We start from the raw sequence: 13,716 nt of genomic DNA, 5'->3' as shown, positions 1-13,716 counted from the left end.
TGATAGTGTTCGAATTTATTTTCGCTCAGGCATACTTCACTAAAACTTTCAGCTAAACTAATCGTCCTCTCAATTCCTTAATCCCCCTATCTAAGCCGGAAGTTACTTATTCTGTTCGTCATCCCTCTCATCCTTAATCCCATAAAACTCTTTTATATACTCGTAGTACTTATAAATTGCTTGATTGAGAATATATGCTTTAGTTACACGCCCCTCATGTTCATTGAATAAGTCTTGTATTTCATCTAGTTCTTTTGCAGAGCGTTGTGTCATATAAAAAGCAATTTGCTTTTCTTTGTCTTTCGCCATATAAATACCTCCTATTGTGATTTGTAAATTCTTATTTATATTTCTAATTCAATCCTAACAAAATCACTCTTTTTTTACTACTTAAAAATATTTTATAAACGGTTTTGAACTATTAAAATAAATCAATCCTCAGCTTCTTGTTTTTTATTTATAGCTATGCGCTACCTTAAATTAATATACTTCATAGCTAATTAACTAAAATACTTGATAAATTTATCGTCATAGATTAGTGTTATTTATAGCTAATAGAATGCAATCTACTTTTTAGTGGAAATACTTTTATTTATTAGCTAGAAAAGGAGACTTAATTATGATTAGACCCGTTATAGACAGCTACGAAACACTGGGAGAAACTTTGTTACTTGTAGATATTGTCAAGCGTTATAAAAAAGTGGAGAACAAAGAAACCAAGACATGGGTGGCCACTAACGAATTTTCTCATGTTTATACTGTGGTTTGCTTAGAACGTAAATTCGACAAATTTGATGTGAAGATTGAAGAGAATAAACCGCTTTTCTCACTTGGAGAAGATGGAAAAGCAGTTGCAATTCCCGACGAGTGCTATGTCAAATTTGAAAATCTGACAATCCTTCCCTATGTTCGAGAGGGGTGGATACAATTAAGCGCTAAAGCTGATAGATGCATGTCCATTATCGTGGAGTGACCTATGAGAAAAAAAGATAGAGATGGATTTATGATAGTTTCAGCTTTTTCAAAAACTCCATTACAAAATCGCTTTAGAACTTTACTTGTCATTTACTTCTTAATTGCGACTCTTGAAGTTGCTAATTTTCACTATATTAGCGGGATCTCTAGAATAATAGTTAGCATGATAATCATTGTTATTTCGGTTCTCATTACTATTATTTTTGCAAAATTAAAGGTTGAGTTTAATCGTTCCCCTTTCCTTTCATTGCAAAGATATATTCACAATAACAGGTTATATGAGGATGAAATAAGACAAATAGGCTTTGACAGGGATGGCAATCCAAAGCAAAAAAAGGTGATATTTAATTCTGCTTACTTCTCCTATAAAGAAACAGAAAATGATCTGATAGTTAGATCTTGGAAGAGAGCGGATAAGTTTTCAGATAAAGCTAACTCTCAAGATACTATGCTCTCAGCTCTATTTGGAAAAGAACTATTTAGGAAACAAGACAATGTTCAGTTTTGTGATTACATCTTTGAACTAGTAAAAGATAAACGATTGTCAATGAATACACGAAAACCATCGAAAGGAATGATATTACAAATGACAGAAAAAATCAGTTGGTCATTGGGAAAACCCCCTCACACTTTAATTGTCGGCTCAACTAATTCCGGTAAAACGTATTTAGTCAGTATGTTAATTCTTGACTATCTATATATGGGAGCAGATTTATTTATTGCAGACCCAAAGTCTGCAGATTTAGCAATTATAGGCCGAATAATAGATGTTAAACGCTACAGCAAGATAACTAACACTGCTACGACTGAAAATGAAATTGCAGGGCTATTTAGAAGAGCTAACGAGGAAATGGAAAAGCGATATAAAGAATGGTTTTCTGATGAAAGTGCCTTTGGGAAAACATGGAGAGATATTCCAACTGCTAAACCGCTTGTTTTCGTTTTTGATGAGTATTCCGCATTCATTTCTGTCGCTTCACCTAAAATTGTTAAAGAGGTGAATGGATATTTGTTTAATCTCATTCTCAAAGGACGGCAAGCTGGAATAGAAGTTGTAATGATATTGCAAAGACCAGATGCAAACATTTTAAGCGCAAATATTCGTGATCAATTTGGAGTAAGAATTGGACTATCAAATATGACTAATGATGGTAGAAAAATGTTGTTTGGTTCTGTTGATATGGAATACAAAAATATTCAAGAGATTGGTAGCGGATATCTTTTGATTGATGGAGTATTTGATAAACCTGTTTACTTTGAAACTCCACTAATGTCTCATGGAATGGACTATTTAGATGAGTTAAACAAAGCTATTGAAGAGAATAAACCTAAAACAATTACCCCTTTAAAGGTAGTTTAATAGGGAGACAAAACGCCTAAAGCGTTTTAGCGGAGCGGCCGAGTCTTTATACTACCTTTAAAGGGGAGTCGGGCGGTCTTCGCCCGACACTAGACTTGATATATAGAACAACATCTGACCGTTTCAGGAGAGACTAAAGAGGTTGAATATGAGTAGAAACGTAAAGTATTACAATACGAAGACTATTGAAACACCAACTTACATCGAATACTACGAATACGAATATCCAATTTTCTCAAAGAAAAGTGATGAAAAATCGTCTAGTAAACTTGAATGGTTAAATGATGATACCAGGAATAGGGAATTTGATGAATTAGGTACTAGAGAAAAATATGATAGTTTGAAACGGAAGCAAAAACACTATGAAGCTATGCGTTGGGAAGTCGCAAGAATCGTAGACTGCAATTTTGATAAAGCAACCAAGTTCGTGACACTTACCTTTCAAGATAATGTTACTGATGTTGAATTTTCCAATATTGAGTTCAAGAAATTCATTCAACGTTTAAACCGTCGATTAGCTAAGAAAAGTCAGAAAGCTAATTATTTAGCTACTTGGGAAAAACAAAAACGTGGAACAATTCATTATCACGTGATTTTCTTTTCGCTGGGATATATTAAAAAATCCGAACTTGAAAAAATATGGAGTAATGGGTTTGTACAGATTAATAAAGTTGATGTAGACAGCAGAGAGAATAGAGGGAGATATCTGTCCAAGTATTTTTCCAAAGATCTAGATATTAAGGAACATAAGAAAAAAGCGTTCTTTAAGTCGCAAAACCTAAAAACGCCAATTGTTAGAAAAACCACTTCGTCTAAACTGCACGATTTTTCAAATAAAAATATTATCTACAGTAAAAAGTATACACAAAAAGTTCTAGATTTCAAAGAATTTGACAATAAGAACTGCATCTTTAAAGAGGGCGATGTGCAGTATACAAAAATTTTGAAGTAGTGTTATTCGGTAACCAAATCCCAAAATAAATACGGATACAAATTAATTGAAGTAAAGTAGAAAATTCAGATCTTGAAAATGGGGGTATTTAAGGTGCAACATACATTTGAAATTTCCAAAGAATTAGAGAACACATTAACCGAGTTAATCATTACTTGCACAAACCAAGCAATAAAATCTCATCATATTATACCAAAAGAATGGCTTTCTTTATCTGACGCTGCTCTATATGCAGGCGTTTCAAACAATACACTTGTTAAATTCCGTCACATGGGGTTAAGAGTATGTGAAATCGACGGTATCAAAAGGGTATCACGCAAAGAAATCAATCGCTTTTTAGAAGACTACCGCTTGTAAACATACTAGGAGGATTTTCGCACAGTTAAATTGTAAATTATAGCTGTGTGGATTAATCCTCCTTTATTAATCTTGCCCCCGCAGCTGATTAGGAGGAATTATCATGGTAAAGAAAAAAGTATCACCTATCAAAAGCTACAAGCTTAAAAACGGTGATTTACGATACGAGTTCCCTGCTTATTTAGGGGTTGATCCGTTAACTGGGAAACAGAAGCGCACAACGAAACGTGGCTTTAAAACACGTCAGGAAGCGAAACTAGCATTAGCTCGTATTCAGCTAGATGTTGCAAATGGTACGTACCAACAAGAACGTGCTGAAACGTATCAAGAAATTTACGACCTATGGGTAAAGCAATATGAAAAGACTGTTGAGGAAAGTACATTCGTAAAAACAACGGGCCTTTTTACAAATCATATTCTACCTGCGATGGGTGCTTATAAAATTGAAAAGATACATGTCGATGTATGTCAGAAGCATGTGGATGAGTGGGCGGCGAAGTTAAAGAAGTTCCGCATGGTAAAAGCGTATGCTGCGAAGGTGTTAAACTTTGCGATTAAGCGTGGCTATATACAAACAAATCCGTTTGCGCACGTAGATATGCCCGCCACCTCCTCCAAGAAGGCTATTGTAAATGATGAAGATGAGGCGGAGAATTTCTATACTCGTGAACAGCTTATCAAGTTCCTATCATGCCTAGAACAAGAAAGTAACTACAAAGCATATGCTCTCTTCCGCCTATTAGCGTTCAGTGGTATGCGTAAAGGTGAAGCATTAGCTCTAACGTGGAATGACCTGAACTTCACAACAAACGAGCTACGTATTAGCAAAGCCCTTTCACGAGGTAAAGATAATCGGCTATATGTGAAATCTACGAAAACAGGTGTTGCTCGTACAATCAAAATGGACGACAAAACAATGGCTGTGTTAAAAGAGTGGAAGAAAAAGCAGAAGGAAGATTATTTTGTACTGGGCTTTAATACGCTGCAACCAAAGCAACTTGTATTTAGCAATGAGCACAACGAATACATGCAACCTACCAAAACTCGAAAGTGGATTGTGCATGTACAAGATAAATACAAGTTAGGCACAATCACAACACATGGTTTACGTCATACACATTGTTCATTATTATTCGAAGCTGGTGCTAGTTTGAAGGAAGTACAAGATCGTTTAGGACATACTGATGTAAAAACGACGATGGACATCTACGCACACGTTACGAAGAAGGCGAAAGAAGAAGCAATACTGAAGTTTGCCAACTATATTGAGATGTAGATGTATGACTACTCTTTGACTACGTTTTTGACTACGTTCGATTGATATTCAATGAAATCATATGAAACAAGACAAAAGAAAAAACCCTTGATATACAAGGGTTTTGACACTCATTGAAACTCAATGAAATCTTAATATGGAGACGGCGGGAGTCGAACCCGCGTCCAGAGGCTCTAACACTTAAGCATCTACGCGTGTAGATTGTCTATTTGGATTCGCGTGGCATTATGCCGGCAATCAGGGCGTCATGTACGCTATCTTGGAAGTCTCTTCCGACTGCCTCAAGAGGCAACAGTCGTCGTATCCCACTAAAGGTTGAGCCCTACAAATGCCACATGGGCGATGGAAATGTAAGGCAGATTCAACAGCTTACGCTGCGAATGCTAGGTTGTTGTTAGTTTTGCCTGTTATTATAAGGTGCCGTTTCTGACGGAGCCGAGCCCTCCGACGCGCAACTCAAGCTAAGACGACCCCTGTCGAATCCGTAACGTCCCCAAAGGGATGTCAGGAGAACCTATTTAAAGGCTTCTGAACTACTTGAACACAAATTAGTATATCACATTTCCACTAAATTTTCAATACTTCTGCCTATCTCTAAGTGCACGATCGATTTCACGCTTCGCATCTTTTTTCTTCAGATCTTGGCGTTTGTCGTAATCTTTCTTACCTTTCCCAACACCAATTAACACTTTTGCAAAGCCGTCTTTTAAATACATCTTAATCGGTACAATCGCAGATCCCTGTTCTTTCGTTTGTCCAATCAATTTGCTAATCTGTTTTTTATGAAGAAGTAACTTTCTAGAACGCACCGGATCATGATTGAACTGATTCCCGTGGTCATATGGGCTAATGTGCATATTGGTAATCCACGCTTCGTTATTGCGGATTCTTATAAACGCATCTCGCAGTTGAACTTTACTAGTACGGATTGCTTTGATTTCAGTACCTTGTAGAACAATACCTGCCTCAATTGTTTCTTCGATTGCAAAATCATGATTCGCCTTTTTATTAACGGCGACTACCTTCCCCTGGCCTTTCGCCATTTCTTTCACCCCTTAATCAATTACGCCCCGGCGTAATTGCATACAAATTTTGAATAGCGCTTGTGCCTGCTGGACGCAGGTAAGCAACCTTTCAAAGTTTGTGACAATACAGCCGGAAGCAAAACTGCGGAGCGGCCTAGACCGCTCCTTCTTTACTTTTTCTTTTTAGGCTTAGGTTTAGTACCCGCTTTTTTCGCTGCGCCTTCATAGAACTTTTTCTTTTTACTATATGTGCCTGTTTTCTTTTTATCTTTTGATTTATCTCCGGATTTATTGTCGCCATCCTTTTTCTTTGCATGGATGACTTTCGGAGTTTCTTTACGTGTACGACGGAAGTCTTGTTTCATGCCAACGATTTCAAAATCGATTGTCGATTCTTCAGGCTTCACAGCAATCACTTTCACGGTTACTTCGTCGCCGAGTCTGTATTGTTTGCCAGAACGTTCACCAATCATCATCATTTGTCTGTCGTCAAATCGATAATAATCATCTGTCATATGACTAACGTGAACAAGTCCTTCGATTGTGTTTTCCAGTTCGACAAACAAACCAAAGTTTGTAACCGATGAAATAACGCCTTCGAATTCTTCGCCAATTTTGTCGAGCATAAATTGAGCTTTTTTCAGTGACTCTGTATCACGTTCTGCTTCAACTGCACGACGTTCCCGTTCAGATGTATGCTCTGCAATATCAGCTAATATCGCACTCCAATGCGCAAGTGTCTGTGTCGACATGTCTTTTTCAATTAGATATGTCCGGATCAAACGGTGGACAATCAAATCTGGGAAGCGGCGGATTGGTGCCGTGAAATGAGTATAGAATTCTGTGGATAAACCAAAGTGACCCAGACTTTGATCTAAATACTTCGCCTGTTGCATTGAACGCAGGAGCATTGTCGAAATAACTGTTTCTTCAGGTAGTCCCTCAATTGATTCTACGATTTCCTGCAACGCTTTTGGATGGACCTTATTACCCGTTCCTTTTACAACAACACCAAAGTTCGTTAGAAATTCGAAGAAACGTTGTAATTTCTCAGCTTTCGGATCTTCGTGAATTCGGTAAATGAACGGTACTTTAAGCCAGTGGAAATGTTCCGCGATTGTTTCGTTCGCAGCAAGCATGAATTCTTCTATCAGGCGTTCTGATACAGTACGCTCCATAATGACAACATCCGTTGGCCATCCTTTTTCATCAACAAGGATTTTCGATTCCTTGAAATTGAAATCAATGGCTCCACGATCTTCTCGCTTCTGTTTCAAAATAGCCGCGAGGTCTGCCATATGGTTAATCATAGGAACAACATGTGCATATTTCTCTGAAAGTTCTTCGTCTTTTTCTTCGATGATTTTATAAACTTCATTATAAGTCATACGTTCTTTCGAGCGAATAACACTCTCAAATATTTCGTGCTCGACGACTTTCCCGTTGCGATCTATCGTCATTGTACAAGATAACGTAAGCCTATCGACACCTGGATTCAATGAACAGATTCCGTTCGATAATCTATGCGGTAACATTGGGATAACTCTATCCGTCAAGTACACGCTTGTTCCACGGTCATAAGCGTCATCACCCATTGCAGAATTCTCCGTCACATAATAACTGACATCCGAAATATGAACAGATAATATATAGCTACCATTGTCGTTTTTCACAACTGAAATGGCATCGTCAAGGTCTTTGGCATCCGCGCCATCAATTGTAATCGAAAGTTCTTCACGGAGATCACGACGTTTGAACAAATCTTCTTCTTGAACTTCTTCAGGTATTTTATTTGCCTGGTCTAGTACTGCTTGCGGAAAGTCAACTTCAATTCCATGCTTATGAATAATAGACAAGATGTCCACGCCAGGATCATTTCTGTGACCAAGGATTTGTGTCACCATACCTGTTGCTGATTTCCCGTCTACAGGCCAGTCTGTTATTTCAACAACGACTTTGTGACCGTCAACCGCATCAAGTGAATCTCCTTTACCGATGAAAACGTCCATTGGTAATTTTTTATCATCAGGAACAACGAAACCGAAGCCTTTATTGTTCTGGTACATGCCCACTACCTTTGTTGTTTTGCGTTCCACGACACGTGTAATTGCCCCTTCACGTCTACCGCCTGATGTGGCATTAACGACACGTATGAGGACAGTATCTCCGTTCATCGCGCCATTTACTTCATGTGGTGGTATGAATACATCATCCATTCCTTCTACATCCGGTGCCACAAAACCAAATCCTTTTGCATGCCCGATGAATTTTCCACGAAGGAGATTCATGCCTTCTGGCACGCCATAACGGTTCGATTTCGAGCGAATAATTTGCCCTTTTTGTTCAAGGTCAACAAGCATTTTCACTAGTTCCTTAAACTCCGCCGCCTGTTCAAATCCCAATACTTCCTGAATTTCCTGTACGGTTAGCGGCTTATACGATTCTTCTTTCATTAGAGACAGCAATTTTTGCTGTATGTCTTGTTCTAAGCTATCCAATTGCATCACTCCTTATAAGTCTATAGTATGGTCATTGGTCTTATCTTTCACTCATTCCAGTCCAATGATTCCAAGAATTTCAAAATATCTTCATGAAGTTTCACTTTTTCGGGTCCGAGTGTAATGACATGTCCCGATTGTTCATACCATTTAATATTTTTTATGTCTGATTCGGTATTGTCATAAATAACGTTTGCGGAATCGGTATCGATAACATCATCGTTTGTGGCCTGCACAACAAATAGCGGTGCATAGATGTGATCGATATGATCTCGTACATCATAGACAAGTGCACGAAGTTCTTCGAGAGAAGGCATATTTTGCGCACGTAATGCCTCTATATCTCTTTCGATGTCTTCTTCGGCTTTCCCTTCAAACTTCTTATACTCCCGTGCATATTTAAGGACACCTTCATACATAATGTCAGTTGTTCTCATCGACATTGGCGCGCACATTGTAACAATACCCTTCACTGGCTTGTTATACCCTAATTTGAGCGAAAATACGCCTCCTAATGACAATCCAGCAACTGCAATCTCATCGTATCCAGCTTCCTTTAATTGATTATAACCCGTAAGAACATCTTCCCACCACTCTTCGGGACCTGTGTGGATCAATTCTTCTGGGGGAACACCGTGGCCTTTGTAATGGGGTGCAAGCGAGGTGTAGCCTTCCTTTTCAAGAAACCGTCCCAACATCCGTACGTCCGCTGAGGTACCTGTAAATCCATGTAGCAGTAAAACTGCACGCTTCCCTCTTTCGAAAAAGAATGGTTTCGGTTGTGCAATTCTCATTTAGATCATCCTTTCTAAGAAAAGTGCAAGGCGCCGTTCAGCTCCGACAGGCATAAGACGGGCGGGCTAAGCGGCGTTCTTTGCCGAATAGTCTGACTGACTTATGTCCCGAGGAGTTGGCGCCTGGAGCTAGACACTAAGAAAAGTGCAAGGCGCCTCGGTAGACCCGAAAAGCGCTGGAGGGCCTTAAGATAAAGGCGCTCTTTGCCTTTAACTTAAGGACTGAAGCGACTCGAGGGGCTAGGCGCCTGGAGTCTGGACACTAAGAAAAGCGCAAGGCGCCCGCTAGACGCGACAGGCATAAGTCGATCCAGCGACGTGGCGCTCTTTGCCACATAGCTGGATTGCTTATGACCAAGCGGCTGGCGCCTGGAGTCTAGACAACGACCCCAGTAGAAAACTTATACTTCCCTACTTTTAATAAAAAACGCCCGACCAGTCGGAAGGTCAGGCGATAATGGTCTATTTAAGATTATACTTTCATAATGACGATTGCCAATACGATAAACAAAACGGCAAGTACAACAGTGACCCGTTGAAGTACAAGGTCAAGTCCCCGTGCTTTTTGTTTCCCGAAAAGTTGTTCGGCTCCGCCAGAGATGGCTCCTGATAGACCTGCGCTTTTCCCAGATTGCAATAATACGACTACGATCAATGATAGTGCTACGATTACGAGCAGTGTCATCAGCAAAGTATGCATTTTGTTCCACCTCCCGATTCGAACTTCACAACAGTTCTATTTTACCAAAAACAGACTGGTGTTACAACCTATTGTTCTAATTTTAAGACAGAAGTTCTCATAGTCACTCAGTGAGTTTCCACTCAATCTATTAAAAACCAAAGAAAAACCCGCCGAAGCGGGTTTTTATCAATCATTATTTTTTCAAGTTATAAAACGTTTTAACACCAAGATATTCAGCAGTATCATCTAGCTGATCTTCAATACGAAGCAATTGGTTGTATTTCGCAACGCGGTCCGTACGAGATGGTGCACCCGTTTTGATTTGTCCAGCGTTTGTTGCAACTGCGATATCAGCAATTGTCGTATCTTCTGATTCACCTGAACGGTGGGAAATAACTGCCGTATAGCCAGCGCGCTTCGCCATTTCAATCGCATCAAACGTTTCCGTCAATGTACCGATTTGGTTCACTTTGATAAGGATTGAGTTACCAATACCTTCTTCAATTCCTCGTGCCAGTTTTTCTGTGTTCGTCACGAACAAGTCATCTCCGACAAGTTGAATTTTTTTGCCTAAGCGGTCCGTCAATAGTTTATGACCCGCCCAGTCATTTTCATCCAAACCATCTTCGATAGAGATGATTGGATACTTACTGCAAAGCTCTTCATACCAATCAACCATTTCTGCCGATGTTTTTACGATACCTTCGCCAGCAAGATTGTACGTACCATCTTCTTTATTGAAAAACTCAGATGCTGCAACGTCCATTGCAAGGAGAACTTCCTCGCCTGGTTTGTAGCCTGCTTTTTCGATTGCTTCAAGGATAATAGACAAAGCTTCTTCATTGGAAGATAAGTTCGGAGCAAATCCGCCTTCATCACCCACTGATGTATTCATGCCTTTTGCCTGTAGAACAGTCTTAAGGGTATGGAAAATTTCCGCGCCCATACGAAGACCTTCGTGGAATGAAGTAGCGCCGACTGGCATTACCATAAACTCTTGAATATCCACGTTGTTGTCCGCATGCTCGCCACCGTTTAGAATGTTCATCATTGGCACTGGCAATTGTTTTGCGTTAATGCCGCCTAGATATTGATAAAGGGGAATATCAAGATAATCAGAAGCAGCATGTGCGACAGCTATCGATACGCCAAGAATTGCATTTGCGCCCAATTTACCTTTGTTGGCAGTACCATCAATTTCAATCAACGCTTTGTCAATCGTCACTTGATCAAGAACTGAAAACGCATCTTCCAATTCCGCCGAAATAACTTCATTAACATGGTCAACCGCTTGAAGAACACCCTTGCCCAAGTAGCGATCCGGATCACCGTCACGTAGTTCTACTGCTTCATATTCGCCTGTTGAAGCGCCAGATGGAACGATTGCCCGACCAAATGCACCGCTTTCCGTAAATACTTCAACCTCTACTGTTGGATTTCCACGTGAATCAAGTACTTCTCTCGCTTGGATAAGTGTAATGATTGGCATGTCATTCTCCCCTTTTTAAAATAATGGTGTGCCGGTCATTTCTACCGGTTGTTCTACTTGTAACAATTTTAGCATTGTTGGTGCCAAGTCTGCGAGTTTACCGCCTTCGCGCAAACTAATTCCCGCCTTCGTAACGATAACCGGAACCGGATTCGTTGTGTGCGCCGTCATCGGAGCCCCGTCTTGCGTAGTTACTTCATCAGCATTTCCATGATCAGCCGTTACGATTGCCGTACCGCCTTTAGCATGGATTGCGTCGATAATTTTGCCAAGGCATATATCAACCGTTTCAATCGCTTTGATGGTTGGTTCCAGCATTCCACTATGCCCGACCATGTCGGGATTTGCGAAATTGAGAATAATTGCATCAAAACGATTCGCCTCAATTCCTTCAATAAGCGATTCCGTCACTTGGTAAGCACTCATCTCCGGTTGCAAGTCATACGTTGCAACTTTCGGTGAAGCTATCAAGATTCGTTCTTCACCTATGAACTTGTCTTCTCGTCCGCCACTCATGAAAAAAGTGACATGTGGAAATTTCTCGGTTTCCGCAATGCGCAGTTGTGTCAAACCGTTGCGGGCGATAACTTCTCCAAGAGTGTTTTCCAAGTTGTCACTACTATAAGCGACATCTGCAACAATGTCGTCACTATAATGTGTGAACGTCACAAACTTCAAATCTTTATATCTTTTCGTTCCTGTTTCAAATTCATCAAAAGTAGAATCTGTTAAGGCGCGTGAAAGCTGAATGGCACGGTCCGGACGGAAATTAAAGAATACAACCGCATCCCCATCTTCAACCGTCGCAACCGGTTTACCAAGTTCTTCAATAAGGAAAGGTACAACGAATTCATCATGAACGCCTTGCTTATACGACGCTAGTACGCCTGCAGTCGGCGTAGCTGCCGTTAAAGCAGCGCCTTCAACAATTGCACGGTAGACCTTTTCCAAACGCTCCCAGCGCTTATCACGATCCATCGCATAATACCGTCCTGAAATACTTGCAAACTTGCCAACACCCAACTCTTGCATGAATGTTTCAGTCTTTTCAATGTAATCAAGAGAAGATTGTGGGCTCACATCACGACCATCCAGGAAGGCATGGACAAATACTTTATCAAGTCCATTCAACTTCGCTAGGCGAAGAAGCGCGAATAGATGCTCATAATGGCTATGTACACCACCGTCGGATAGTAACCCCATCAGATGGAGTGCAGAGCCGTTTTCCTTCGCGTGTGTAACTGCTCTCAAAAGCGTTTCGTTATCGAAAAAGTCAGCTTCCCTGATTGACTTATTAATACGAGTCAAACTTTGATAGACGACGCGACCAGCTCCAATATTTAGATGCCCTACTTCAGAGTTACCCATCTGTCCTTCAGGAAGACCTACCGCCTCCCCACAAGCTGTCAGCGTTGAATGCGGGAAGTTGTTCCATAATAGATCGTAATTCGGCTTATTCGCCTGTGCAACTGCATTTCCTAGCTTGTCATCACGAAGGCCAAAGCCATCCAAAATGATAAGCGCTACCGGACTTTTACTCATGTGCTCCAGCCTCTAGCAATTTCAAGAATGATGCAGGATCCAAACTTGCGCCGCCGACAAGTGCGCCATCGATATGTTCCATTGTGAGAAGTTCTTCAATATTGTCCGGTTTAACGCTACCGCCATATTGAATACGAATTTGGTCTGCAACTGTTTCATTATATAATTCGCCGATTGTCGTACGGATTGCTCCACATACTTCATTGGCATCTTGTGCAGTTGCTGTTTTACCTGTACCGATAGCCCAGATTGGCTCATAAGCTATGACTGCTTGTGCCGCTAAATCAGCGCTGACGCCTTCGAATGCTTTTTTCACTTGTCCCGCTACTAAATCAACAGTTTGTCCACTTTCCCGATCTTCAAGTGATTCTCCCACACAGACGATTGGCGTAAGCTTGTAGTCAAATGCTGCATGGACTTTCTTGTTGACGGATTCATCTGTTTCGTTGAAGTATTGACGACGCTCAGAATGACCCAGGACAACATAACCAACGCCGATTTCTGACAGCATCGCTGGACTGATTTCGCCCGTGAAAGCACCTTCTTTTACGTCATGCATCGTTTGTGCACCAATACCTACTGCTGAACCTTTTGTAATTTGTACAAGTTCTGAAAGGTATAAAGCTGGTGGACAGATAACCGCTTCCAATTTTTCTGAAGCTGCTGCTTTTTCTTGCACTTCTATCGCGAAACTTTTCGCTTCTTCAAGAGACTTGTACATTTTCCAGTTACCCGCAATTATTCGTTTTCGCAAAATGTTTCCCCC

13 protein-coding genes and 1 other RNA gene are annotated in these 13,716 nt (G+C 40.5%); 5 read left to right on the top strand and 9 right to left on the bottom strand.

Annotated features, from left to right (window positions below; all coding sequences use genetic code 11):
* Nucleotides 1-102: 102 nt before the first annotated feature.
* Nucleotides 103-309: a hypothetical protein gene (locus ACGLYD_RS01225; protein ID WP_399630874.1), complete on the bottom strand. Its 207-nt coding sequence runs from the start codon at nucleotides 307-309 to the stop codon at nucleotides 103-105.
* Nucleotides 310-619: 310 nt separating this feature from the next.
* Between ACGLYD_RS01225 and ACGLYD_RS01220 the strand changes: the two genes are divergently transcribed.
* From ACGLYD_RS01220 to ACGLYD_RS01200, 5 genes are all read left to right on the top strand, one after another.
* Complete coding sequence (locus tag ACGLYD_RS01220; protein ID WP_399630873.1) at nucleotides 620-973, top strand: hypothetical protein; 354 nt, start codon at nucleotides 620-622, stop codon at nucleotides 971-973.
* A gap of 3 nt (nucleotides 974-976) precedes the next feature.
* Entirely contained in the window at nucleotides 977-2,335 is a 1,359-nt protein-coding gene (locus ACGLYD_RS01215; RefSeq protein ID WP_399630871.1) for an FtsK/SpoIIIE domain-containing protein, read from the top strand.
* Between the two features lie 148 nt (nucleotides 2,336-2,483).
* A complete protein-coding gene (locus ACGLYD_RS01210) occupies nucleotides 2,484-3,287 on the top strand; it encodes a Rep protein (RefSeq protein ID WP_399630868.1) in 804 nt (267 codons plus the stop codon).
* 93 nt (nucleotides 3,288-3,380) lie between these two features.
* Nucleotides 3,381-3,644, top strand: a complete 264-nt coding sequence (locus tag ACGLYD_RS01205; protein ID WP_399630865.1) for a DNA-binding protein — start codon at nucleotides 3,381-3,383, stop codon at nucleotides 3,642-3,644.
* 103 nt (nucleotides 3,645-3,747) lie between these two features.
* On the top strand, nucleotides 3,748-4,920 hold the full coding sequence (locus tag ACGLYD_RS01200; RefSeq protein WP_399630863.1) for a tyrosine-type recombinase/integrase: 1,173 nt from the start codon (nucleotides 3,748-3,750) through the stop codon (nucleotides 4,918-4,920).
* A gap of 134 nt (nucleotides 4,921-5,054) precedes the next feature.
* Here the strand turns inward: ACGLYD_RS01200 and ssrA are convergent.
* The 8 genes from ssrA to tpiA form a co-directional block, all read right to left on the bottom strand.
* Nucleotides 5,055-5,415: a transfer-messenger RNA gene (gene ssrA / locus ACGLYD_RS01195) on the bottom strand.
* An 80-nt stretch (nucleotides 5,416-5,495) separates the two neighbouring features.
* A complete protein-coding gene (gene smpB / locus ACGLYD_RS01190) occupies nucleotides 5,496-5,963 on the bottom strand; it encodes an SsrA-binding protein SmpB (protein WP_067206031.1) in 468 nt (155 codons plus the stop codon).
* A gap of 152 nt (nucleotides 5,964-6,115) precedes the next feature.
* Complete coding sequence (gene rnr, locus ACGLYD_RS01185) at nucleotides 6,116-8,398, bottom strand: ribonuclease R (protein ID WP_231885816.1); 2,283 nt, start codon at nucleotides 8,396-8,398, stop codon at nucleotides 6,116-6,118.
* 92 nt (nucleotides 8,399-8,490) lie between these two features.
* The gene (locus ACGLYD_RS01180; protein ID WP_067206026.1) at nucleotides 8,491-9,237 is read right to left on the bottom strand and encodes a carboxylesterase; all 747 of its coding nucleotides are present in this window, start codon (nucleotides 9,235-9,237) and stop codon (nucleotides 8,491-8,493) included.
* 472 nt (nucleotides 9,238-9,709) lie between these two features.
* Nucleotides 9,710-9,937: a preprotein translocase subunit SecG gene (gene secG, locus ACGLYD_RS01175; protein WP_067206024.1), complete on the bottom strand. Its 228-nt coding sequence runs from the start codon at nucleotides 9,935-9,937 to the stop codon at nucleotides 9,710-9,712.
* Between the two features lie 175 nt (nucleotides 9,938-10,112).
* Nucleotides 10,113-11,408 (bottom strand): phosphopyruvate hydratase, encoded by a 1,296-nt coding sequence (gene eno, locus ACGLYD_RS01170; protein ID WP_067206021.1) that lies wholly within the window; start codon nucleotides 11,406-11,408, stop codon nucleotides 10,113-10,115.
* 15 nt (nucleotides 11,409-11,423) lie between these two features.
* On the bottom strand, nucleotides 11,424-12,950 hold the full coding sequence (gene gpmI / locus ACGLYD_RS01165) for a 2,3-bisphosphoglycerate-independent phosphoglycerate mutase (RefSeq protein WP_067206019.1): 1,527 nt from the start codon (nucleotides 12,948-12,950) through the stop codon (nucleotides 11,424-11,426).
* Nucleotides 12,943-13,704, bottom strand: coding sequence for a triose-phosphate isomerase (gene tpiA / locus ACGLYD_RS01160; protein ID WP_399630857.1), 762 nt, complete (start codon nucleotides 13,702-13,704; stop codon nucleotides 12,943-12,945). Before tpiA ends, gpmI begins: the two co-directional genes overlap by 8 nt.
* Nucleotides 13,705-13,716 lie beyond the last annotated feature (12 nt).

Source organism: Sporosarcina sp. SG10008, from assembly GCF_044569405.1.
Taxonomy (GTDB): domain Bacteria; phylum Bacillota; class Bacilli; order Bacillales_A; family Planococcaceae; genus Sporosarcina; species Sporosarcina psychrophila.
The sequence above is the reverse complement of the archived record's forward strand: the minus strand, read 5'-3'. Positions and strand labels throughout refer to the sequence as shown.

What these genes read in the sequence shown, in the direction of transcription:
- ACGLYD_RS01180 (WP_067206026.1), bottom strand. Translation starts at nt 9,237, where the DNA reads ATGAGAATTGCACAACCGAAACCATTCTTTTTCGAAAGAGGGAAGCGT.
- rnr (WP_231885816.1), bottom strand. Translation starts at nt 8,398, where the DNA reads ATGAAAGAAGAATCGTATAAGCCGCTAACCGTACAGGAAATTCAGGAA.
- gpmI (WP_067206019.1), bottom strand. Translation starts at nt 12,950, where the DNA reads ATGAGTAAAAGTCCGGTAGCGCTTATCATTTTGGATGGCTTTGGCCTT.
- ACGLYD_RS01225 (WP_399630874.1), bottom strand. Translation starts at nt 309, where the DNA reads ATGGCGAAAGACAAAGAAAAGCAAATTGCTTTTTATATGACACAACGC.
- secG (WP_067206024.1), bottom strand. Translation starts at nt 9,937, where the DNA reads ATGCATACTTTGCTGATGACACTGCTCGTAATCGTAGCACTATCATTG.
- ACGLYD_RS01215 (WP_399630871.1), top strand. Translation starts at nt 977, where the DNA reads ATGAGAAAAAAAGATAGAGATGGATTTATGATAGTTTCAGCTTTTTCA.
- ACGLYD_RS01210 (WP_399630868.1), top strand. Translation starts at nt 2,484, where the DNA reads ATGAGTAGAAACGTAAAGTATTACAATACGAAGACTATTGAAACACCA.
- smpB (WP_067206031.1), bottom strand. Translation starts at nt 5,963, where the DNA reads ATGGCGAAAGGCCAGGGGAAGGTAGTCGCCGTTAATAAAAAGGCGAAT.
- ACGLYD_RS01200 (WP_399630863.1), top strand. Translation starts at nt 3,748, where the DNA reads ATGGTAAAGAAAAAAGTATCACCTATCAAAAGCTACAAGCTTAAAAAC.
- ACGLYD_RS01220 (WP_399630873.1), top strand. Translation starts at nt 620, where the DNA reads ATGATTAGACCCGTTATAGACAGCTACGAAACACTGGGAGAAACTTTG.
- eno (WP_067206021.1), bottom strand. Translation starts at nt 11,408, where the DNA reads ATGCCAATCATTACACTTATCCAAGCGAGAGAAGTACTTGATTCACGT.